Genomic DNA, 22,570 nt, shown 5'->3' with positions numbered 1-22,570 from the left:
GCAATGGGGTACAGCTTCCAGGAAGCGGTGTCGCTGATCGACAGCGTGAGCTACGTGTCGATCAAGGCGGCGGGTTTCGCCTGGCAGGGCCTGGCGGCTGCGGCCGGGGCCGACGCCAGCCGGTTGACCGGCATCGAAGGTGCGGTGCTCGGCGATCCCGGTGAGGGGCACGCGGAGCTGGCCGCCGGGCTCAACCGGGTCAGCGGCTGGGCCGGTGACGCCGGTGACTTCGCGGCCCGGGTCGGCGAGCAGCTGCTCGTGGCCGGTGACGTGGGCGCGGCGGTGTTCGCCAACCGCGTGGAACTGGAGTCGGAGTACGACTCGATCAAGGACCGCATGGCCGCGGCGCCCGATGTGGGCAACGCCGCGATGCGCGACGCCGACCAGCTCGCCGCCCTCACCGAGAAGATCAACTCCGAGGTGGCGCGGTTGGCGGATGCGTTCCACGGCATCCAGCCCGGTTCGCCGGCCGCTGCGCCCGGCTCCGGCGGCGGTGGTGGCGGTGCTCCGGCGATCGTCGCGCCGGGCTCGGGTGGCGGCGGAGCTCCGCCGCTGGCCCTCGCCGCCAACGGCACTTCGGTCGGAGCTGGGGACTACCCGGGCTCTTCGGTGCTGGGGCCGGAGAAGGGCGATTTCGCGGGGTGGGTCACCGATCCGCGCAGCGGCCACCTGGTCGACCCGGCGACCGGCCGGGAGTACGACCCGGCGAGCAACCGGTGGATCGACCCGGTCACCGGCAAGCCGTTCGGCGACGTCGCGCACTACGCCACCAACTTGCAGGGCGTCAGCGGCGGCATGCCCACGTCGCTGGGCACGGGTGCCGGTGTGGGGATCGGCGCGCTGGGCACCGGGATGGGCCTCTCGGCGCTCGGCGGGCTCTACGGCGGGACGCTGCCGCCGAGCCTGGCGCAGCACAACGCGGCGAGCGGGCAGCTCGGGCAGCAGGCGCTGCGCGGGCTGGCGAACAAGGCCCACCTCGCCACCCGGATCGCGGTGCACGAAGCGGGCGGTGGCGGAAGGCCGTTCGGCATGCCCGCCTCGCACGCGCCCACGCAGACGCAGCAAGCGCCGCGCGCCGCGATGGCCACCCGAGGGCGCGAGGTGGCTTCGGCGTGGGCGAGCAGGCCGAAGCCCGCCGCCGACCGGCACGGTCTGGGCGGCTCCGCGGTCCGGTCGGCGGGTGGGCCTCCGCCGACCGGTTCCGCAGCACGACCGTCCAAACCGGACAGGAAGGCGAATCCTTCCGCACTGGAAGAGGATTCGCTGTGGCAGCCGACGGCACGCGGGCTCCGCGGCGTGCTCGGTGACTGACCGGGGAGAGCTCGTCGGCGCGAGCGCACGGCCTGTTCAGGACCCGTGAGCGTTTTGTGGCGCTATAGCACCCCAAAGTGCTCACGGGCCGCCACCAGCGGAAACGGGGCGCGGGTGGTCAATTTCGTACGAAATTGACCAGGGGCAGGGTGACCGAACGACTTCGGGGAGTACCAGGTGGAGTTGGAGTACCAGCCCGAGCTGTACCGCTCGGGTGGGCGCAAGAGCTACGACGCGGCGGACGGCGCGGAGGCGGTGTCGCGCCGGCTGCGCGGCGCGACGGTCGCGAAGTTCGGCGGCGACGGGTCCTTCGGGAGCGCGTTGACCAGCACCAAGGAGGGGCAGGCGAGCCAGGCCGGGCGCGCGGCGGAGAACCGCGACGAGATGGGCCGGGGCGCGCACAGCGCGGCGAGCACCGGGGACGACCTGGACGCGGATTCCGCGTCGGTCGCCGGGGGTGCGGCCTACCGCAGCTCGACGTCGGAGATCAGCAGGAACATCGCCGGCGGCATGTAGTCCGGCCACGAGTCGTCAGGAACACCGCCATGGAAATGACCATCACCAAGCAGCACATGATCGAGTACGGCGCCGATCCGTGGAGCCGCAAGGACGACTTCGCCGACAGCCTCGACATGGACGCGATGTCGGCGCTCAGCGCGGAGTTCCGGAGCGCGGCGTCGGCGGCGTCGGACGCCGGTGCGGACGCGGCCAGCGGTTCGGGCGACACCGGTGCGGCGGGCAGCGTCGACGGTGCGCAGCTGCACGACATCGAGAGCCACGTGTCCTCGACCAAGAAGGACCTGGGCAACGACGGCGAGGACTTCGCCAACGTCAGCGGCATCATCGAGAAGATCCGCACGATGGCCGACATCAAGCTCTCGGCCGCCGACAAGCGCCTCGACGTCCTGGAGGAGTACCGGCAGGACTGCGTCGAGAAGGGCCAGGAGGAGATCAACCAGACCATCGAGAACATGGCGGTGGGCAACGACAAGGATCCCGACACCGCGGCGTTCGGCGGCAACGACGCCTACTGCGGCACCACGCACGTCGGCAGCGGTGCCGATCAGTCGATCCTGGGGCCGGCCTTGCAGCGGATCGTCAAGCACTGGCGGGAGAAGGCCGGGGACCGGGCCAAGGAGATCGACGGCAACATCAAGGACCTCCAGGACGACTACGAGTCCTACCTGGGCATGCAGAAGGGCGAGCTATCTGATCTGGGCTACGAGATCGGTGGTTCCGGCGTCGACTTCGGCGATCCGAAGAAGATGACCGAGGAGGACGCGAAGCGGCACGCCGAGTCGCTGAAGCGGGAGATCGAGAAGGACAACCCCGATCCCGAGCGGCTGGACCTCTACACCCAGATCGTCGGCGAGATCACCGACGACCTGTACGACGAGAACGGCAAGCGCGTCGACGGCGCATCGATCAGCGAGGAGGATTGGAAGTACCTCTACGGCTTCTACAACACCCTCGGCGCGGACGGCATGGACAAGCTCTTCAAGCTGACCAGCGACACGTCGAAGTTCTGCGGGACACCGGACTTCCTGCCCTCCCGGGACGCCGTGCACGCCGGGGCGGTGGCGCTGAAGGACGACAAGATCGAGGGCATGGGGAGCAAGTACCCGGACGCCCTGAAGCAGTACGAGAACATCTTCCAGCCGATCACCCCGCCCGGCACGCCCGACGGGCAGCTGTTCGACGACAAGCGGGAACGCGGGCAGTGGGAGGTGGGCGACGGCAGGCCGCAACGCCCGGACGGCCAGACCTACGCCCAGCACGGCGGCGGCATCTTCAACTGGGACGGCACGTGGTGGAGCAAGAGCACCGACGTGCCGGAGCGCTGGAACGTGGCCGGGGCCGACGTCTACGGGGAGTACGGCGCGAGCGTCGGCCCCAAGTTCGACTCGAACTGGACCGCATCGGCGGGGGAGAACGGCGGCAGGCTCGGCGCCGGCGGCAAGCTCACCCTGCTGGAGGGCTCCGCGGGCGTGTCGATGAGCGACGGCCCGACCAGCGGGCACGCCAACGTCAGCGGGTACGCGGGAGGTGAGCTCGACGCTCATGTCCGGGCGAACTCCGAGGAGGCCAAGGTCGGTTTCGACGCTTTCGCGGGCGGCAAGATCCAGGGCGACGCAGGTGTCGACTGGGGACCGGTCGGGGTGGACGTGACCGCCGAGGGCTGGGCCGGTGCCGGTGCGGAAGGCGACGCCGGGTGGGGGAGGACCAAGGACGGCAAGTGGCAGTTCACCGCGGGCGCGGGCGGGGCGTACGGCTTCGGCGGCAAGGCCGGTACCACCGTCACCGTCGACCCGAACAAGGTCCTGGAGACGGCCGGTGACGCCAAAGACGCTGTTACGAGCCTGTTCTGATGTACGACCTGACCTTCGAGCTGTCCGGCGAGTGGACGCCGGTTCCGGCCGAGCGCTTCGCCGACCCCGGCGTGGTGATGGCGGCGCAGCACGGCCCGTCGCGGACCGGCTTCACCGCCAACATCGTGGTCACCACGGTGCCCGGCGGTCTGTGGGCCGCCGAGGCCGACTGGCTGGCGCAGCTCGCCGAGTCGTACGTGGCGGTGTGCTTGTTGTGCCGCAACGAGTTCGGCACCGCTGACACCCCGGGCTGCGCCCGGGTCGTGCGGCTGCGCTCGGCGGGCACCGATGTGGTCCAGACCCAGGTGCTGGTCGAGATGGCCGCCACCGCCGGTTCGATCGTCGTCCGGATGGCGCTGACCTGCACGCCGGATCAGCTCGACGAGGTGCTGCCGGATTTCGAGGACTTCGTCGGCAGCATCCGCCCGGCACCACTACGAGATTGAGAGCTATCGCATGTCCACGGCTACCCGGTCGTTCCGGAGGCCGCCCAGGCCCGCCGCACCGGTGGTACCCGGTGATGAGGTCCGGTTGCAGCCGCCACCGGAGCTGCCCAAGCCGAACAACGAGAACACCTGGCTCGTCGTGCTGCCCGCGCTGAGCGGGCTCGGCTCGGTGGTCTACATCTTCTCCATCGGGCGCAGTCCGATCGGGTACGTGGCGGGCTCGATGTTCGTGGTCTCCGCGCTGGCCATGGTGGTCGGCTCGCTGCTGCGGCAGCGCAGCGGGCAGCAGGGCGAGCTGCGGGTGGCCCGTCGCGACTTCCTGCGCCACCTGGCCAAGGCGCGGCGCGAGGTGCGCAACACCGCGCAGGTGCAGCGGGATTCGCTGGAGTGGAACTCGCCCGACCCGTCGGTGCTGTGGTCGGTCGCGGAGAGCCCGCGGCTGTGGGAGCGGCGGCCGGCCGACGCGGACTTCGGCGTGCTGCGCATCGGCACCGGACCGCGCTACCTCAACACCCCGCTGGTCCCGGCCGAATCGGCGCCGGTGGAGGAGGTCGACCCGCTCAGCGCGGTGGCGCTCAAGCGGTTCGTGGAGACGCAGTCCACTGTGGTCGACCTGCCGGTGCAGCTGGCGCTGCGCCGCTTCGCCGCGATCACCTTCGGCGGGGATCGCGCGGCGGAGCGGGCGCTGGTCCGCGCGATGATCGCGCACGCGATCACCCTGCACCCGCCGAAGGACCTGCGGGTGCTGATCTGCACCGGAGCGCCGGACGGCCGCGAGTGGGGCTGGGCGAAGTGGCTCCCGCACACCTGGCACCCGGACGACAGCGACCACGTCGGGCCGGTGCGGATGGTGCAGCCCGGGCTGCTGGCGCTGGAGGACTGGCTCGGCGCCGAGCTGACCCGCCGCCCCCGCTTCAACCGCCGCACCGACCCCGACCCGGAGCTGCCGCACCTGCTGGTGGTGCTGGACGGCGGGACGGTCGTGGGCAGCGAGGCCGTGCTGGACGCGCACGGGTTGCAGGCCGTGACGGTGCTGGACCTCGACGGGCACGCCGCCGAGCTCGCCGCGGCACACGGCCTGCGGCTGGAGGTCCGCGGCGACGAGCTGGCGGTGCGCGCGGGCGAGGTGCGCGACCCGATCGGCAAGCCCGACGGGCTGTCCGCGCCCGAGCTGGAGGCGCTGGCCCGGCAGGTCGCCCGGTTCCGGCTGGACGTGGCGACGGCGCAGGTGGAAGACCTGACCACCGCCGACCAGACGCTGCCCGGGCTGCTCGGCGTCGGCGATCCCGGTCGGCTGGACCTGCCGCAGCTGTGGCGGCCGCGGCCGATGCGCGACCGGCTGCGGGTGCCCGTCGGCGTCAACGCCGACGGCGGCCTGCTCGAAATCGACATCAAGGAAGCCGCGCAGGAGGGCATGGGGCCGCACGGGCTGGTGGTCGGCGCGACCGGTTCCGGCAAGTCGGAGCTGCTGCGCACGCTGGTGCTGGCGATGGCCACCACGCACTCGCCGGAGCAGCTGAACCTCGTGCTGGTGGACTTCAAGGGCGGCGCGACCTTCGCGGGAATGTCCGAGCTGCCGCACGTGGCCGCGGTGATCACCAACCTGGAGGACGACCTCGGCCTGGTCGACCGGATGCAGGAGGCGCTCGCCGGTGAGATGAACCGCCGCCAGGAGGTGCTGCGCGACGCGGGCAACATGGTCTCGGTCCGCGACTACGAGCGCGCCCGGCAGCGCGGCGCCGACCTGCCGCCGCTGCCGAGCCTGTTCATCGTGGTCGACGAGTTCTCCGAACTGCTCGCCCAGAAGCCCGACTTCGCCGAGCTGTTCGTCCAGATCGGACGGTTGGGCCGGTCGTTGGGCCTGCACCTGCTGCTGGCCTCGCAGCGGCTGGAGGAGGGCAGGCTGCGCGGCCTGGAGGCCCACCTGTCCTACCGGATCGGGCTGCGGACCTTCTCCGAGCAGGAGAGCCGCACCGCGATCGGCGTGGTCGACGCCCACCACCTGCCGAACTCGCCGGGCCACGGCTACCTGCGCACCGACACCACCACGCTGCGCCGCTTCCGCAGCGCCTACGTCTCCGGCGCCTACCGCAGCGGCGACGAGCAGGACCACGGCGGGCTCGCGGGCGAGGTCGGCGTCCGTCCCTTCACCGCGGCGGTCGTGCCGATCCCGGCCGAGCAGCAGGCCCCGGCGCCGGAGCCGGAGCTGGCCGCCGACGAGTTCGGCGAGGAGGAGTCCTTGCAGCGGACCGTGCTCAGCGTGATGGTCGAGCAGATGACCGGCCGCGGCGCGCAGGCGCACCAGGTGTGGCTGCCGCCGCTGGACGTGCCCGAGCCGCTGGGCGCGCTGTACCCGGACCTGGAGGTGCGGGAGGGCCGCGGGTTCGGGGCTTCGCCGCGCCGACCGCTGCTGGAGGCGGTGCTCGGCGTCGAGGACAAGCCGTTCCACCAGCGCCGCGACCCGCTGCTGCTGGACCTGTCCGGCGCCGGTGGGCACGTCGGCGTCGTGGGCGGGCCGCGCACCGGCAAGTCCACCGCGATCCGCACCCTGGTGCTCTCGCTGGCCCTGCGCCACACACCCGCGGAGGTGCAGTTCTTCTGCCTGGACTTCAGCGGCACCCTGTTCGGGCTCAAGGACCTCCCGCACGTCAGCGGCATCGCCGGGCGGCTGGACTCCGAGGTGGTCAACCGGGTGGTGGCCGAGGTGGTGGAGATCCTGGAGGACCGCGAACTGCGGTTCCGGGAGATCGGCGTGGACTCGATGGCCGGCTACCGGGAGCTGCGCGCGCAGGGCGAGCTGCCGGAGGAGCGGTTCGGCGACGTGTTCGTGGTCGTCGACGGCTGGCACGCGCTGCGCCAGACCTACGAGGAGCTGGAGCAGACCCTGATGCAGCTCGCCGGGCGGATGCTCAGCTACGGCATCCACCTGGTGGTCAGCGGCAACCGCTGGATGGACCTGCGGATGGGCTTGCGCGACCTGATCGGCACCAAGATCGAGTTCAAGCTCGGCGACGCGCTGGACTCCGAGATCGACCGCAAGGTGCAGCTCGGCGTGCCCACCGGCCGTCCGGGGCGCGGGATCAGCGCGAGCAAGCACCACTTCCTCACCGCGGTGCCGGAGCTCGCCGACGGCGGCACCGCGGAGCTGGTCGAGCGCATCGACGCGGCCTGGCCCGGCCCGCGCGCGCGGAAGGTGCGGCTGCTGCCGACCTGCTACGAGTTCGCCGAGATCCCGGCCGAGGCCCGTGCGCGGGGTGTCGTGCTCGGCATGGAGGGCAAGCGGCTGGAACCGGTGGTGTTCGCTCCCGGCCGGGACAACGGGGCGATCCTGATCGGCGACAACGAGTGCGGCAAGACCTCCACGCTGCGCTCGATCGCCACCCAGGTGGTGACCAAGTGGTCGCCGGAGCAGGCGAAGCTGATCGTCCTCGACTACCGGATGAGCATGCTGCGCGAGTTCGACGGGCCGCAGCTGCTGGGCTACTCCACCACCCACCAGCACTCGCTGGAGGTCATCAGCGGGCTGGTCGACGGCTTCCAGCGGCGGCTGCCCGGCCCGGAGGTGACGCCCGAGCAGCTGCGCAACCGGTCGTGGTGGAGCGGGCCGGAGATCTTCCTGCTGGTCGACGACTACGACCTGGTCGCGACCTCGGTGGGCAACCCGCTGCTGCCGCTGCTCGACCTGCTGCCGCAGGCGCGCTCGATCGGGCTGAACCTCTACATCGCGCGGCAGGCGGGCGGCGCGGCGCGGGCGACCACCGACCCGCTGCTCAACCGCATGCGGGAGCTGAACTTCCCCGGAATCCTGATGAGCATCCCGAAGGACGAGACGGGCGTCTGGGGCCACCGCCCGCAGACCTTCCGGCCGGGCCGCGGACTGCTGCTGCACCGCCGCCTCGGCAACACCCCGATCCAGCTGGCGCGCCTGGACTCCCAGCTGGGCGCGGTACCGGGCGGGTAACCGCGCAACTTCAATGGAAACCAGACGTCCAACTTCCATTGAAATCGCATCGATGCCCGCTCCTGAACTGCGGAAAGTGAGTTCCTCTCGTGGACCACGCAACCACGACCGCGCCCGTCCGGCTGCCGGGCGCGGCGCACAACGAGTTCGGCCGGATCGGCATCGCCGGTTCCTCCAGCCGGGTCGACCTGGCGGTGCCCTTCGGCGTGCCGCTGGCCGCGCTGCGCACGTCGCTGCTGCGCCACACCGGGGAGAAGATCGCCGCCGACGGCGGGGTCGGCCACGGCGGCTGGGTGCTGCGCCGCGCCGACGGGACCGGCCTGGACCCGGCGTTGTCCTTGCGGGACAACGAGATCGCCGAGGGCGACCTGCTGTTCTTCACCCACGGCCGCGAGGAGCGCACGCCGCTCTACGACGACGTGGTCGAGGTGATCGGCGATGAAGGCGTGCGCAGCGCGTGGTCGTCGAAGGACACCCGCCGCGTCACGGCCGCGACCGCGGCGGTCGGCATCGCCGGGGCCGTCGCGGCGGTGATGGCCGTTCCCGGGATCCTGCCCGGAATCCTGGCGCTGGTCGTCGCGGCGCTGATCTGCGTGGCGGGCACGTTGCTCTCGCGCGCGTTCGGCGACGTGCCCGGTGGCTGCTTCGCGATCGTGCTGGGGGCAGGCGTGGCGGCCGCGGGAGCGGTCAAGCTGCTGGGGCCCGGGACGTCGGCCGGGCACCTGCTGCTGGGCGTCGCCGTGATCGCGGCGGTCGCCGCGGCCGGGCCGGCGCTGATCGGCGGCGGTGACAGCGTGTTCGCGGCGTTGATCGTGGCCGGTGCGCTGGGCGCGGTCGCGGCGCTGATCTCGCTGCTGTGGGGCGTCGACGCGGCCCGCTCGGCGGCCGTGGTGGCGCCGCTGGCGGTGGCGCTGACCAGCTTCCTGCCGCCGCTGGCGCTGAACCTGGCCCGGGTGCCGGCACCGCAGGTCACCAGCAGGACCGAGGAACTGGCGAAGATCTCCGGGCATCCCGGTTTCGAGTCGGCGCGGGTGCGCGTGCGCCGCGCGCGGCAGCTGCTCGCCGGGATGCTGGTGGGCACCCACCTCACCGCGACCACCGGCGTGCTCGTGCTGGTCTGGACGGGCGAGGTCTGGTCGTTCGTGCTCGGCGGCGTGCTGATCGCGCTCTTCGCCCTGCGGGTGCGCTTGTTCCGGGAGGCCGAGGCGGCGTACGTGCCGTGGATCGCCGGGCTGGTCGCCGCGGCCGGGACCGCGCTGGCGGCGGCTTGCCGCACCGGCGGTGAGGTGATCCCGCTGCTGGCCATCGCCGCACCGATCGGGCTCGTGATCGCCATCGCGGCGTGCGCGGTCGGGCTGCTCGCCGGGCGCCGGGTGAGCCCGCGGCTGACGCGGACGCTGGACGTGGTCGAGGTCGTGCTGCTGCTCAGCGTGATCCCGCTGGTCCTGGCGGTGTGGGACGTCTACGTCACGCTGCTGAACCTGAAGGCGTGATGATGCGCCTGCTCGGACTGGCCTCCGCACTGCTGGTGCTGGCGGTGTTCGCCGCGCCACCGGCGTCCGCACAACCCCCGGGTTGCCGTCAGCCGCCACCACCCGGGATCGACCTGCCCGGGACCTTCGGCGTGCACCCGCTGATCACCCAGCTCGGCCTGGAAGCGGCGTGGGACCTCTCGCGCGGCGAAGGCGTCTCGGTCGCCGTGATCGACTCCGGAGTGGACTGGCGGCACCCGAAGCTGGCCGGTGCCGTCGACCCCGGCGTGCAGTTCGCCGATGCGCCGTTCCCGGCCGAGTTCGCGGTGCAGCCGGGCGCGCCGCTGGACTGCGAAGCGCACGGCACCGGCGTCGCCGGGCTGATCGCCGCCCGCCGCGACGGGGACGGCCGGGTGGCGGGCGTGGCCCCGGCCGCGCGGATCTTCCCGGTGCGGGTGCCCGAGATCAGCTCCTCGACCCCGGGCGCGGTGGCCGCGGCCATCACCAGCGCCGTCGACGGCGGGGCCCGCGTGATCAACATGTCGCTGGCCACCAGGGTCGACCGGCCGGAGATCCGCGCGGCCGTGGAGCACGCGCTGCGCCGCGACGTCGTGGTGGTGGCTGCGGCGGGCAACGAGGGGGAGAGCGGCGTCGCGATGTATCCCGCGGCCTACGAAGGCGTCATCGCGGTGGCCTCAGTGGACGGCTCCGGGCAGCCTGTCGACCAGTCCAACAGCGGTGCCTGGGTCGACATCGCCGCCTACGGCCAGGACCTGGTGATGCTCGCACCGGGCGGGCACGGCTACCTGCGCAACAGCGGCACCAGCTTCGCCGCCGCCCAGGTGTCGGGCACCGCGGCCCTGCTGCGCGCGGAGTTCCCCGGCATGCCCGCCGACCAGGTGCGGCAGCGCCTGCTGGGCAGCGCGGTCGCGGTCGGCGGCGGCCGCAACGAGCGCACCGGAGCCGGACTGGTCGATCCGTTCTTCGCGCTGACCGCCACCGATGCCCAGCTGCGGCAGGAGCACCGGGGCGGGATCGGGCGGGTGGCCATCGGCCCGGTGCCGCGCGAGGAACCGCTGCTGTCCCCGGGCGGCGTCGTCGCCGTCACCTGGAGCGGAGTGCTGCTGCTCGGCACCGCGCTGGCCCTGTGCGCCGTTCCGGTGGTGCGGCGCGCCTCCGGCCGGTCCTGGCGCGCGGGCCCGGTCGAGCGACCGCGCCACGAGCACAGCACCCGCACACCTCCGAAGACCGAACTGGACTGAAACAGTGATCGAAGCACGCACACCCGCGACTTCAATGGAAATCGGATGCGCGACTTCCATTGAAATCGGACGTCTGATCTCCATTGACATTGCGTACTTCCGCCCACCGCGCGCGGCTGGCGTCGTGCGGCGAGGGGGTTGTTGAGATGGCGACGACCCGGGAGCAGTCCGAGGCCTACAGCTACGAGAACCGCAGGCGGGCCACCAGCCTCATCCGCGGCACCGACGAGGCCATGCACGACCCGCGGCGGCGCCTCAACCGCGCGCTGGCCGGCGGGCTGGCGATCGGCGTGCTGATCGCCGCCGGGTTCGGCGTCGTCGGCTGGCTCGGCGGCGGCCGGGGGCCGGGCCTGCCGGACAGCGGCGCGGTGGTGGCCAGCGGCAGCGGCGACCGCTACGTGATGTCCGACGGCGTCGCCCACCCGGCGCTGAACCTGGCTTCGGCGCTGCTGGTCGGCGGCGGCACCGTCACCACCGTGAAACCTTCGGCGCTGGAGGAGGTTCCGCGCGGGCTTCCGGTCGGCATCCCGTTCGCGCCGGACGCGCTGCCCGCCGCGGAGGCGCTGACGGAGGAGGAGTGGACGGTGTGCGCGGTTCCACCGAGCGCCGAGGGCGTCGCGCCGCGGGTGGCCGCGTACGTGGGGATCCGGTTGTCCCCGGCCGAGAGCGCCGACGTCGTCGTGCAGGATCCCAGCGGCGCGTCCTGGCTGGTCAGCGGCGGTCAGCGGTTCTTGATGCCGGACAGCGCGCGCACCATGCTCGGGCTGCAGCGCGCCGCCGCCGTGCGGCTGCCCACCGAGGTGCTGGCGACGGTGCCGGAAGGCCCGGCGCTGTCGATTCCGTCCGCAGTGGACGGTGCGGGTGCTGTTCCGGCGTTCCGGCTGCCCGGTGAGGTGAAGGTCGGCGACCTGGTCCACACCGACGGCGTGAACCCGCAGCACTACCTCGTCCACCGCGACGGGCTGGCCTCCATCACCCCGCTCGTCCACCGGCTCATGAGCGCGCACGCCACCGCGGACCACCTGCTCCCGGCGGGCGTGGCGGCGACCGCGCCGCAAGTCGGCGCCGGGCCGGGCGAAGCCCTGTGGCCGGATGCCGTGCCGGAGGTCGTGGAGCTGAGCCGCAACCAGCCGATGTGCGTCAGCACGCCGCCCGGCAGCACTCCGGGCGACACGCCGTGGCGCGTGGTCGTGCACACCCCGGCGCGGATGCCGGAACCGGCGAAGGCGGTGTCCGCCGCCGACGGCGCGGCGCTCGGCCTGCTGAGCGCGATCCACGTCCCGCCGGGCAGCGGCGCGGTGGTGCGGGCGAGCACGGCGGCGGGAACGGCGGGAACCCACACGCTGATCACCGATGCCGGTCTGGCCTACCCGTTCTCCTCGCCGGAAGCGGTGCGACGCCTGCGCTACGACCCGGCCACCGCTCCCAGCGTCCCGAAGCCGTTCGTCGACCTGCTGCCCGCCGGGCCGGTGCTGGACCCGGCGGCGGCCGCGCTGGAGCACCGGGGGGAGGGCCGGTGACCGCGAAACCACCGCCACCGCCGGACTGGTCGAACATCGGCGTCGTGCGCGTCGCGGCCCGGCCGGCGCCCCCGAAGCGGCGGATCCGCCTGGGGCTGGGCAGGATCATCGCGGTGCAGCTGGCGATCGCCTGCGCGGCAGGCGGTTTCGCGCTGAACCCGGTGCTGTTCGCTCCCGCGGTGCTCGTCCCGGCGCTCGCGTTCCTGCGCTGGCACGACCGCTGGGCCTGGACGCACCTGACGATCTGGCTCAACGGACGCGGCGGCGAACCCGCAGCCGGTGACGACCTCGGCCTGGCGCACCGCCTCGTCCCGGCGCTGGAGATCACCGAGCACGTCGACCGCAACCGGATCCCGGTGGGCATCGCGGGCGACGGCCGCGGATTCGCGGCGGTGCTGGAGCTCAGCGCCGACGAGGTGGAGCTGCGGGACCTGGTGTCCTGGCTGCGCTCGGACCGCGCCGCCCCGGCCGGGGTGCAGGTGCTCACCGAGCGGTTCTTCCTGCCGCCGTGGGACACCACCCGCGGCTACCGGCCCACCGCGGACTACCGCGCGCTCGGCGCGGCCTTCCCGGTCGCCGTCCGGGCTTGGCTCGTGGTGCGGCACGAACCGCTGTGGTCGCCCGCGGTGGTGGCCTACGGCAGCGACCGCGTTCAGGGCACGACCGCCACCGCCCTGCTGCGGCTGCGCGACGAGCTGGCGCGCCGCGGCGTGCGGACGGCCGTGCTCTCCGCGGCGGCGGTCCGCGCCCTGCTGCGGGAGCTCGGCGGACCGGCGGACGGTTCGGTCAAGAAGAACGCCTGGGTCGGACCGGAGCGGGTGCACTGCTGCCTGTCGGCGATGCCGCGCGATCAAGCGGACTGGGACGAGCTCCAGCAGGCGACCGCCGAGGTGGAGCAGGTGATCACCTCGGTCGCGCTGTCCGCGGACGGTGCGACCACCACCAGCACGACGGTGGTGCGCCTGGTGGGCGCGGTGCCCGGGCTCGTCGCCAAGGTCCGGCAGCGGATGCTCAACGCCGGGCTCTGCCAGGACCTGCCGCACGACCAGGAAGCCGGGGTGGTGGCCACCCTGCCGCTGGGCTGCCCGACCCGGACCGACAGCGCTGCGCTGGGAGTGGTGCGCCGGTGATGGACCTCTCCGGACTGCCGTCGAGCCGCGAGGTTCCCGAGCTGCGCATCGGCCTGCCCGAGGCCGGGATCGCGCTGGGCGCCGACCGGCAGCGCCGACCGGTCGTCCTCCCGGCGACCCGCCCGTCGCCGCTGCGCATCGGCCTGATCGGCGAGCACCCGCTCCGGCAGGCCCTGCCGCACCGGATGCTGGCGATCGGCGCCCAGGTCACGGTGCTGACCCGCCATCCCGAGCGGTGGCGCACCGTCGCCGTCGGCGAGAAGTTCACCGTGATCACCACCGGGCTGCGCTGGCCGCTTCGGCCAGGTCGGCCGCCGGGCCACGACCGAGGCCCGCAGGTGCTGGTCAGCGACCTGCCGGAACCGCCACCGCGGCACCTCGGCGACGCGGCGTGGTGCACCACCGTGCACCTGGCGCCGAAGGTCCCGCCGCGCTCGGGCTTCTGGCACTCGATCGACCAGGTGGTGGTCTGCGCGCCCGGCCACGGCAAGGTGCTGGCCGCACTGCTCGACGCGCGCGGCGCGGTCGCGGCCGACGCGCTGGCACCGGGCGAGGCCGCGCTCGTCGACCGCCAGCGGACCAGGCCGTTCACCCCCAACCCCGCTCCTTTCGCCCGCCGCTGAGCACTGTGCGGGCCCTCACAGTGCACAGTGGATCGTGAAAGACCGGGTAGCATCCGGCGCGCTGGGAGAACGCGGACGTCGGGGGTCCAGGTGGCGCAGCGGCATCGCTCGGAACGCGTGGCCGAGCACGGTCGGCGGTTCGGCCACCTGCTCGACGAGCACGCCCAGGTCCTCCACCTGCTCGACGACGCGGCCGCGCTGCGCGGCCTGGCGCGGCGGGTCCGCGAGGAGACCGGCGCGCACATCGGCCTGGCCGGTCCGGTCGAGGCGGAGCAGGTGCTGGTGCTGCGGCAGTGGAACGGCACCTGGGCAACCGGTCTGCACGACCTGCACGTCGAGATGGGCTTGGGCCTGGGCGGGCTGGCCGCGGCCGAGCGCCGCCCGGTGTGGGTGGCCGACTACTGCTCCTCCGAGCTGATCACGCACGACTTCGACGTCCCGATCTCGGCGGACGGCATCAAGACCATGCTCGCGGTGCCGATGGTGCGGGCGGGCCGGGTGCAGGGCGTGGTCTACGCGGCGATGCGCGAGGTGTCCTACTTCGGCGGCAGGCAGCTCGACGCGGCGGTGAACCTCGCCGACAGCGGCGGCCTGGCGCTGCAGACCGCGTCCGCCGCGCGCCGCCAGCGGGAGCAGGCCGCCGCGGCCGAGCGCCGCCGGATCGCCGCGGAACTGCACGATTCGGTCGGCGCGCGCCTCTTCCGCATCGGCGCCGAGCTGCGCGACCTGCGCACGCACGCCCAGCCCGACAGCGCCGAGCTGCTGGACCGGCTGGCCTCGCTGGAGGACCAGCTGGCCGAAACCGCTTCGGCGTTCCGCGATTCGGTGCACGCCCTCGACCACGACGAACCGGCCGGTGGCCTGGCCGCGACGCTGTCCCGCGACTGCGCGGCCTTCCAGCGCCGGACCGGCATCTCCGCGCAGTCGGTGGAGATCGGTCAGCTCCCGGACTGCGACCGGCACCGCGCCGGAGCCCTGCTCGCGGCGACCCGCGAAGCGCTGCTCAACGTGGAGAAGCACGCCGGTGCGCGCTCGGTGCTGATCAGCGCGATCGCCCTCGACGAGGGGATCGCGATCTCGGTGGCCGACGACGGCAACGGCTGGTCGGAGCCCGCGGGCGACGGCATCGGCCTGCGCACCACCGCCGGCCGGCTGGCCGAGCTCGGCGGCACGCTGTCGGTGGTGGCCAACGAGGACGGCGGGCTGACGGCGCGGATCTGGATCCCGCTGCCGTGACCGAGATCCGGCTCGTGGTCGTCGACGACCACCCGGTGGTCGTCGACGGGGTGCGCCTGCTGCTCCGCGACGACCCGGCGATCCGGGTGGTCGGCGGCGCGACCGACGCCGACGCCGCGGTCGGCCTGGCCGCCCGGACCAGCCCGCACGTGATCCTGCTGGACCTGCGGCTCCCGGACGCGGTGGCCAGCGAGCTGGTCGCCCCGCTGCGCCGGGCGGCCCCGGACGCCCGCATCGTGGTCTTCACCGCCTACCGCGACCACGCGGCGCTGCGGGCCACCCTCGACGCGGGAGTCGACGGCTGCATCCTCAAGGACGCGAGCGCGACGGACCTGGTCTCGGCGGTGCGCCAAGCGGCCAGCGGCCTGCAGATCTTCGACCCGCGCGTGGACGACCGGGCGGCGCCGAGAATGCGCTCCCGCCTGCACGAAACCGGCCTCACCCAGCGCGAGTACGACGTGCTCCGGCACGCGGCGGCGGGCCGCACGAACCCGGAGATCGCCGAGCAGCTGGGCCTGACCCGCCACACGGTCACCGGCTACCTCCGCAACGCGATGCGAAAGCTCAACGCCCGCAACAGGATCGAACTCATCACCAGGGCCGCCAAGTCCGGCCTGCTCTGACCGTCCCGCCTCTCCCATGCCCGCCTCTCCGCGATTTTCAGTGGTGGTCGCGTCCGGGGTCGATCTCGCGTTTGGCGGTTTCTTGTGGCTGGGTTGCGTCACGGTCCCCTGAGGTGCGGTCGGGCAGGACTCCGATTGGCACAAGGGGTGTCCGCGACCCCGAAACCGGGTAGGCGACGGGCAGGTACGCGCACGGGAGGCGGTTCGATGCGAACGGTGGAGGTCCTGCCCCATCCGGTCAAGGAGGAGGCGGGCTGGATCCCGCTGTCCGACGGCACCCGGCTGGCCGCGCGCATCTGGCGGCCGGTGGACTCCGACAACGAACCGGTCCCGGCCGTCCTGGAGTTCATCCCGTACCGGCAGCGGGACCTGACCGCGCGCCGGGACTCCGTCAACCACCCCTACCTGGCCGGGTTCGGCTACGCCTGCGCGCGGGTGGACCTGCGCGGCAGCGGCGACTCCGAGGGCCTGCTCACCGACGAGTACCTGGAGCAGGAGTTGCGGGACGCCGCGGAGATCCTCGGGTGGCTCGCCGAGCAGCCGTGGTGCAGCGGGCGCACCGGGATGATGGGCATCTCCTGGGGCGGGTTCAACGCCCTGCAGGTCGCCGCCCGCCGCCCGCCGAGCCTGGCCGCGATCGCGGTGCTGAGCTGCAGCGACGACCGCTACGCCGACGACGTGCACTACATGGGCGGCTGCCTGCTGAGCGACAACCTGTCCTGGGCGTCGACGATGTTCGCCTACAACTCCTGCCCGCCGGATCCCGCGACCTTCGGGCCGGGCTGGCGGCGCCAGTGGTTCGAACGGCTGGTCGACTGCGAACCGTGGCTGGCGGAATGGCTGCGCCACCAGCACCGGGACGACTACTGGCGGCACGGTTCGGTGTGCGAGGACTACGGCAGCGTCGGCTGCCCCGTGCTGGCGGTCAGCGGCTGGGCCGACGGGTACTCCAACGCCGTCTTCCGGCTGATGCAGCACCTCGACGTGCCGCGGCGCGGTCTCATCGGCCCCTGGTCGCACAAGTACCCGCACCTCGGCCAACCCGGCCCGGCCATCGGCTTCCTGCAGGAACTGGTCCGCTGGTGGGACCACTGGCTCAAGGACGTCGACAACGGCGCGATGGACGGCCCGATGCTGCGCGTCTGGATGCAGGAGAGCATGCCGCCGTCCACCGCCTACGACGAACGTCCGGGGCGTTGGGTGGGCGAGCCGTCCTGGCCCTCGCCGCACGTGGAACGGGTGCGCTTCCCGCTGGGCCAGCGCCTCATCGCCCGGCCCGGCGAGGCGCCGCCGTCGCGCCCGCTGCCGGTCGAGTCGCCGCTGTCGGTGGGGCAGTTCGCCGGGAAGTGGTGCTCCTACAACGCCCCGCCGGACCTGCCCTACGACCAGCGCGAGGAGGACGGCGGATCGCTGGTCTTCGACACCGCCCCGCTGGCCGAGCGCTGCGAGATCCTCGGCGGGCCGGTGGCCGAGCTCGACCTCGAGGTGGACCGGCCGACGGCGATGGTGGCCGTGCGGCTCTCCGACGTCGCACCGGAGGGCAGGGCCACCCGCGTCACGTACGGGCTGCTCAACCTCACCCACCGCGACGGGCACGGCGAACCCCGCCCGCTGCGACCCGGCCAGCGCTACCGGGTGCGGGTGCAGCTCAACGGTGTCGCCCAGGCGTTCCCGCCCGGGCACCAGATCCGGATGTCGCTGTCCACCTCGTACTGGCCGCTGGCCTGGCCGCCGCCGGAACCCGTTCGCCTGACGGTGCACCCGGAGACCAGCGCGCTGGAGCTGCCGATCCGCCCGGTCGCGGAGCCCGACGAGGTGACGGCCCCGGCGTTCGGCGAACCCGAAGGCGCACCCGTGTCGGCGACCACCCAGCTTCAGCCCGGCGAGCAGCGCTGGACGGTCTCCCGCGACCTCGTGGGCTACGACTCGGCGCTGGAGGTGGTCAAGGACCTCGGGGTGGTCCGCTTCGACGACATCGACCTGGCGGTGACCCGCCGCGCCTACGAGCGCTACAGCTGGACCGCGGACGACTTCGACTCGGTGCGCGGTGAGATCGAGTGGACGATGGCCTTCGAACGCGGCGACTGGTCGGTGCGCACCACCACGCGCACCGTGCTGACCTCCAGCCGGACCGAGTTCCACCTGCACGCCGAGCTGGACGCCTACGAGGGCGATCAGCGCGTGTTCTCCCGGAACTGGCAGCAGACCATCCCGCGCGCCCTGGTGTGAGGCGGGGGATCTCCATGACCAACGTGTTCGTCGTGGGACTCGACGCGGGCAACCTCGCGCTGCTGCGCGGTTCGTTCCCGCGCAGCCGCTTCCACTCCTTGTTCGGCAAGTCGGAGGTCATGCCCGCCTCGGCGGACTTCCCCGCGCTGCTGGACGAGGGACACCGCAGGCTCGACGAGTTCGGCGGCCCGATCGACGCGATCGTCGGCTACTGGGACTTCCCGACCACTTCACTGGTACCGGCCCTGTGCGCCGACTACGGGGTGCCGGGCCCCGGGCTGGAACCGGTGCTCAAGTGCGAGCACAAGTACTGGAGCCGCCTCGAGCAGTGCAAGGCCGCCGATGCGCACCCCAAGTTCGGGCTGGTCGACCTGGCGGGCGACCCCGGCCTGCCGCGCGGGCTGAGCTTCCCGGTGTGGCTCAAACCGGTGAAGTCCTACAGCTCGGTGCTGGCGTTCCGCGTCGCCGAACCCGCCGAGCTGGGCCGGGCGATGGCCGAGATCCGGCAGGGCATCGACGCGGTCGGGAAGTCCTTCGACGCCGTGCTCAGCGGTCTCGAACTCCCGCCCGAGATCGCGGTGGCCGGGGGCCGGGCGTGCCTGGTGGAGGAGGAGATCAGGGGCGTGCAGGCCACCGCCGAGGGCTACTGCTACCGCGGTGAACCGCACGTCTACGGCGTGGTCGATTCGGTGCACTACCCGGGCAGCCCGAGCTTCCTGCGCTACCAGTACCCGTCCCGGCTGCCCGCCCGGATCCAGCGCCGGATCACCGACGTCAGCACGCGGGTGATCCGCCAGATCGGCCTGGACTCGACGGCCTTCAACATCGAGTTCTTCTGGAACCAGGACGTCGACGAGCTCAACGTCCTGGAGATCAACCCGCGGATCTCCCAGTCCCACGCGCAGCTGTTCAGGCTGGTCGACGGTGTTGCGAACCACCACTGCATGGTCCGGCTGGCGCTGGGCGAGGAACCTGAGATGCCGTGCCGCAGGGGAGCGCACGCCGTGGCGGCGAAGTGGTTCCTGCGGTCCTTCACCGACGGGGTGGTGCGCAGCTGCCCGACCGAGGAGCACCTCGCGCGGATCCGCCGGGAGATGCCGGAGGCGACCGTCGACGTGGTGGCGCGCGAAGGAACGCGGCTGGCCGAGCTGACCGTGCAGGACAGCTACAGCTACGAGCTGGCCACCTGCTGCCTGGGCGCCCGCGACGAAGCGGAGCTGGTCGACAAGTTCCACCGCTGCGCGGAACTGCTCCCCTTCACCTTCGAGGACCACCAGGCGGCCCCGAGCCCCCTCATCTGAGGGGGACAGCTTTGCGAGCTGCGTCTCACCCACCCGTCCGGGCCCGTGCGCGGATCGGAGTTCCAGCAGGTCAGGCGGCTGCGGCGAGGTGCTCGCGATGATCGCCCGGTGAGCCCGGCGGCGAGGCTGTGCGCATGAACAAGACCTCGAACCTGGTGCTCATCATCGTCGTCGGCCTGATCGCCGTGGGACTCCTCGTCCTCGCGGTGACCATGCAATGAGGGCCTTTTCCAGGCTCGTTTTGCGTGGCGGTGCGGGTGGCGGAACCTCAGCGCCCGCCTGGACTGCGGGATCCCGGTCTTGTGTATGCGACCGTTTCGCGGTGCGGCGCGTTGGTCGTCGCGGTTGCGGTTACCAGCCAGGATTCGAGGGTTCAGTGAGCTCAGCTGGTGCGCAGCAGTGCCCAGGCGGGTTCGGCGCGGGTGATGGCGTCGAGCTGCCTGCGGGCCTGGAACACGCCGCAGTGGTAGGAGTGGTCGGTGGAGATCCGCAGCGCTCGTTCGGAGAACTGCCGGGCCTGCGCGGGATTTCCGCCGTCCAGCGAGTTCTTCCCCAGCCTGCACAGGGATTCGACCACCTCCGTCCACAGTGCCAGGTCTTCGGCGCTGCGCAGCCCTTCGCGGTGCATGCGGGCGGCCCGTGAGCGGTCGCCGTCCGTTTCGGCCAGCTCGGCCAGGCAGCGCGCCGCGCGCAGCTGTCCCCAGCGGTCGCCCAGCTCGCCGAACACCTCCGCGGCGCGCTCCACGTCGGTGCGGATCTCCACCAGCACCGCGGCTTCGGTCCAGCGGTCCCGGTGCGCGCGAGCGCCGAGCAGGCCCTGCTCCAGCATCCGCACACCCAGGTCGTGCTCGACGTCGTCCAGCAGCCCGGAACCGATGAACCACTGCAGCCGCGCGTGCAGCACGGGATCGGTGATGGCCGCCAGATCCGGCACCGGCACCACGTTCGGCGTGCTCCGCAGCTCCACCCCGGTCAGCCAGCCCCGCGCCGCGGCGCGCAGCGCCGGTGCTCCGCCGTCGGTGGCCAGCGCTGCTTGAAGCGAGCGGCGGGCCTCGCCGTGGCGCCCGCGGAGGTACCAGTACCAGGTCAGCGCGTTCACCAGGCGCAACGCGGCTTCGGCCTGCTCGCCCTGGATCGCCAGGTCCAGCGCGCGGCGGAGGTTGGCGGTCTCGGCATCGAGCCGGGCCAGGTGGCGCTGCTGCTCAGGACCGCGCAGCTCCCGATCCGCGCGCTCGGCGAGCTCCAGGTAGTGGTGCACGAACCGGTCGCGCACGGCGTCGCGCTCACCGGCCTCGGCGAGGCGCTCGGCGCTGTAGGCCGAAACCGACTCCAGCAGGCGGAACCGGTCGCCGTCGCGGACGACCAGCGAGCGATCCACCAGGCGGGCCAGCAGTTCGAGCACCCGGGGCGCGGGGATGTCCTGGTCCGAGCACACGGATTGCGCCGCGCGCAGGGTGCAGCCGTCGGCGTGCACCGCCAGCCGCCGCAGCACGATCCGCTCGTCGCGGCCGAGCAGCTCCCAGCTCCAGTCGATCATCGCGCGCAGCGTCTGCTGCCGGGACGGTCGACCGCGACCGGCACCGGAGGGCAGGCTGAACCGGTCGTCGAGGCTGTCGGCGAGGTGCTCCGGCTCGAACATCCGCAGCCGCGGCGCGACCAGCTCCAGCGCCAGCGGAATGCCGTCCAGCCGCCGGCAGATCGCCGACACCGCCCGCACGTTGCCCGCGTCGAGGGCGAAACCGGGAACCGCGGCGGCGGCGCGCTGCACGAACAGCTCCACGGCGCTGAACCGGGCGGCTGCCAGGACTTCTCGCGCGGCCGCGTCGTCGGGCAGCTCCAGCGGCGGAACCGGGCGGACGACCTCGCCGGGGACGTCGAGCGGTTCCCGGCTGGTCAGCAGCAGCTGCGCGCCCGGCACCCCGGCCAGCAGGCGTTCGGCCAGCGCCGCGACCTGCTCCAGCAGGTGCTCGCAGTTGTCCAGCACCAGCAGGAAGTCCTTGCCCGCAGCCGCTTCGACGAGGCATTCCACCAGGTCGGCGGTCTCCGGCGTCGAGGTGCTCTCGCACAGCCCGAGCGTCGTCATGACCCGGTCGGCGATGTCGGCGGCGGTGGCGGTGCGGTCCAGTCCGGCGAGCTCGACCAGCCACGCGCCGTCCGGGCACCGCAGCCCGTCGGCGGCGGCCAGCGCGAGCCGGGTCTTGCCGACCCCGCCGGCCCCGGTCAGCGTCACCAGCCGCGCGCCCTGCTCCACCAGCGGTGCGCGGATCCCGGCGATCTCCGCGACCCGCCCGACGATCGGCGTCAGCGGGGTGGGGAGGTTGCTGCGATCGCGTGAGGCTGCCGGAGGGGCCAGGTGCGGTTCGTGGCGGAGCATCGCCTCGTGCAGGGCCGTCAACTCCGGGCCGGGAGCCACGCCCAGCTCATCGCCGAGCTCGCGGCGCAGCTCGTGGAAGCTGCTCAGCGCCTCCGTCTGCCGCCCGGACCGGTACAGCGCGCGCATCTGCGCCATCCGCAGCCGCTCGCGCAGCGGGTGGCTGCCCACCAGGTCGCCGAGCTCGGCGGCGACCGCGGCGTGCTGGCCCAGCTCCAGCCGCGCCTCGGCGCGGTCCTCGACGGCGGCCAGCCGGAGCTCTTCGAGCCGGGTGATCTCGGCGCGCGCGAACGGCGCGTCGGCGAAGTCCGCGTACGCGGGACCGCGCCACAGCGCCAGCGCCTCGTCGAGCAGATCGGCCCGCACCCGCGGTGAACCGGCTGCGCGCGCTCGTTCGACCAGCTCCTGGAACCGGTGCGCGTCGACCTGGTCGACCAGCAGCCGGTAACCGGCCGGTTGGTGCAGGACCTGGTCGCGGCCCAGTGCCCGGCGCAGCTGGGAGACCTTGCTCTGCAGGGTGTTCAGCGGTGTGGCCGGGGGAGCGTCGGCCCACAGCTCGGCCACCAGCCGGTCGGCCGAAACGGGGCCGCCGCCGTGGGCGAGCAGGATCGCCAGCAGCGCGCGCACCTTGGCCTCGGGAACCCGCACCGCCCGGCCGTCGGTGTCCCACGCCGTCAGCGGGCCGAGAACCCCGTATCGCATGCCCGAAGGATATC

Annotated in this window: 15 protein-coding genes; 14 read left to right on the top strand and 1 reads right to left on the bottom strand. The window is 73.0% G+C overall.

Features of this window, described 5'->3' with window-relative positions; translation table 11 throughout:
* Window positions 1-3: 3 nt before the first annotated feature.
* From OU416_RS25760 to OU416_RS25695, 14 genes are all read left to right on the top strand, one after another.
* Complete coding sequence (locus OU416_RS25760) at window positions 4-1,311, top strand: hypothetical protein (RefSeq protein WP_270929593.1); 1,308 nt, start codon at window positions 4-6, stop codon at window positions 1,309-1,311.
* A 177-nt stretch (window positions 1,312-1,488) separates the two neighbouring features.
* The gene (locus OU416_RS25755) at window positions 1,489-1,827 is read left to right on the top strand and encodes a hypothetical protein (protein WP_270929592.1); all 339 of its coding nucleotides are present in this window, start codon (window positions 1,489-1,491) and stop codon (window positions 1,825-1,827) included.
* A 29-nt stretch (window positions 1,828-1,856) separates the two neighbouring features.
* Window positions 1,857-3,680 (top strand): hypothetical protein, encoded by a 1,824-nt coding sequence (locus tag OU416_RS25750; protein ID WP_270929591.1) that lies wholly within the window; start codon window positions 1,857-1,859, stop codon window positions 3,678-3,680.
* On the top strand, window positions 3,680-4,126 hold the full coding sequence (locus OU416_RS25745) for a hypothetical protein (RefSeq protein WP_270929590.1): 447 nt from the start codon (window positions 3,680-3,682) through the stop codon (window positions 4,124-4,126). The genes OU416_RS25750 and OU416_RS25745 overlap by 1 nt, the downstream gene beginning before the upstream one ends.
* A gap of 10 nt (window positions 4,127-4,136) precedes the next feature.
* On the top strand, window positions 4,137-8,087 hold the full coding sequence (eccCa, locus tag OU416_RS25740) for a type VII secretion protein EccCa (protein ID WP_270929589.1): 3,951 nt from the start codon (window positions 4,137-4,139) through the stop codon (window positions 8,085-8,087).
* A gap of 89 nt (window positions 8,088-8,176) precedes the next feature.
* Window positions 8,177-9,580: a type VII secretion integral membrane protein EccD gene (gene eccD, locus OU416_RS25735; RefSeq protein ID WP_270929588.1), complete on the top strand. Its 1,404-nt coding sequence runs from the start codon at window positions 8,177-8,179 to the stop codon at window positions 9,578-9,580.
* Window positions 9,580-10,821, top strand: a complete 1,242-nt coding sequence (gene mycP, locus OU416_RS25730) for a type VII secretion-associated serine protease mycosin (protein ID WP_270929721.1) — start codon at window positions 9,580-9,582, stop codon at window positions 10,819-10,821. Before eccD ends, mycP begins: the two co-directional genes overlap by 1 nt.
* A 146-nt stretch (window positions 10,822-10,967) precedes the next feature.
* Entirely contained in the window at window positions 10,968-12,341 is a 1,374-nt protein-coding gene (eccB, locus tag OU416_RS25725) for a type VII secretion protein EccB (RefSeq protein WP_270929587.1), read from the top strand.
* The gene (locus OU416_RS25720; protein ID WP_270929586.1) at window positions 12,338-13,471 is read left to right on the top strand and encodes a type VII secretion protein EccE; all 1,134 of its coding nucleotides are present in this window, start codon (window positions 12,338-12,340) and stop codon (window positions 13,469-13,471) included. Before eccB ends, OU416_RS25720 begins: the two co-directional genes overlap by 4 nt.
* Window positions 13,471-14,094, top strand: coding sequence for a hypothetical protein (locus OU416_RS25715; protein WP_270929585.1), 624 nt, complete (start codon window positions 13,471-13,473; stop codon window positions 14,092-14,094). Before OU416_RS25720 ends, OU416_RS25715 begins: the two co-directional genes overlap by 1 nt.
* 90 nt (window positions 14,095-14,184) lie before the next feature.
* Window positions 14,185-15,330, top strand: a complete 1,146-nt coding sequence (locus OU416_RS25710; RefSeq protein ID WP_270929584.1) for a GAF domain-containing sensor histidine kinase — start codon at window positions 14,185-14,187, stop codon at window positions 15,328-15,330.
* Entirely contained in the window at window positions 15,327-15,953 is a 627-nt protein-coding gene (locus OU416_RS25705) for a response regulator transcription factor (RefSeq protein WP_270929583.1), read from the top strand. Before OU416_RS25710 ends, OU416_RS25705 begins: the two co-directional genes overlap by 4 nt.
* A gap of 207 nt (window positions 15,954-16,160) precedes the next feature.
* Window positions 16,161-18,182: a CocE/NonD family hydrolase gene (locus tag OU416_RS25700; RefSeq protein WP_270929582.1), complete on the top strand. Its 2,022-nt coding sequence runs from the start codon at window positions 16,161-16,163 to the stop codon at window positions 18,180-18,182.
* Window positions 18,183-18,196: 14 nt separating this feature from the next.
* Window positions 18,197-19,483 carry an ATP-grasp domain-containing protein gene (locus OU416_RS25695; protein ID WP_270929581.1) on the top strand — a complete coding sequence of 429 codons (1,287 nt, stop codon included), beginning with the start codon at window positions 18,197-18,199 and terminating at the stop codon, window positions 19,481-19,483.
* Window positions 19,484-19,865: 382 nt separating this feature from the next.
* On the opposite strand, the gene OU416_RS25690 is transcribed toward OU416_RS25695, so the two are convergent.
* Window positions 19,866-22,556: a BTAD domain-containing putative transcriptional regulator gene (locus OU416_RS25690; protein ID WP_270929580.1), complete on the bottom strand. Its 2,691-nt coding sequence runs from the start codon at window positions 22,554-22,556 to the stop codon at window positions 19,866-19,868.
* Between the last annotated feature and the right edge of the window lie 14 nt (window positions 22,557-22,570).

It is taken from the genome of Saccharopolyspora indica, assembly GCF_027853965.1.
GTDB lineage: Bacteria > Actinomycetota > Actinomycetes > Mycobacteriales > Pseudonocardiaceae > Saccharopolyspora > Saccharopolyspora indica.
Note: the sequence above shows the minus strand (reverse complement) of the source record. Positions and strands in the feature narration are given on the sequence as shown.

Coding starts and splice junctions, on each gene's coding strand:
- OU416_RS25760 (WP_270929593.1), top strand. CDS start 4: ATGGGGTACAGCTTCCAGGAAGCGGTGTCGCTGATCGACAGCGTGAGC.
- OU416_RS25750 (WP_270929591.1), top strand. CDS start 1,857: ATGGAAATGACCATCACCAAGCAGCACATGATCGAGTACGGCGCCGAT.
- OU416_RS25745 (WP_270929590.1), top strand. CDS start 3,680: ATGTACGACCTGACCTTCGAGCTGTCCGGCGAGTGGACGCCGGTTCCG.
- eccCa (WP_270929589.1), top strand. CDS start 4,137: ATGTCCACGGCTACCCGGTCGTTCCGGAGGCCGCCCAGGCCCGCCGCA.
- mycP (WP_270929721.1), top strand. CDS start 9,580: ATGATGCGCCTGCTCGGACTGGCCTCCGCACTGCTGGTGCTGGCGGTG.
- eccB (WP_270929587.1), top strand. CDS start 10,968: ATGGCGACGACCCGGGAGCAGTCCGAGGCCTACAGCTACGAGAACCGC.
- OU416_RS25715 (WP_270929585.1), top strand. CDS start 13,471: ATGGACCTCTCCGGACTGCCGTCGAGCCGCGAGGTTCCCGAGCTGCGC.
- OU416_RS25700 (WP_270929582.1), top strand. CDS start 16,161: ATGCGAACGGTGGAGGTCCTGCCCCATCCGGTCAAGGAGGAGGCGGGC.
- OU416_RS25695 (WP_270929581.1), top strand. CDS start 18,197: ATGACCAACGTGTTCGTCGTGGGACTCGACGCGGGCAACCTCGCGCTG.
- OU416_RS25690 (WP_270929580.1), bottom strand. CDS start 22,556: ATGCGATACGGGGTTCTCGGCCCGCTGACGGCGTGGGACACCGACGGC.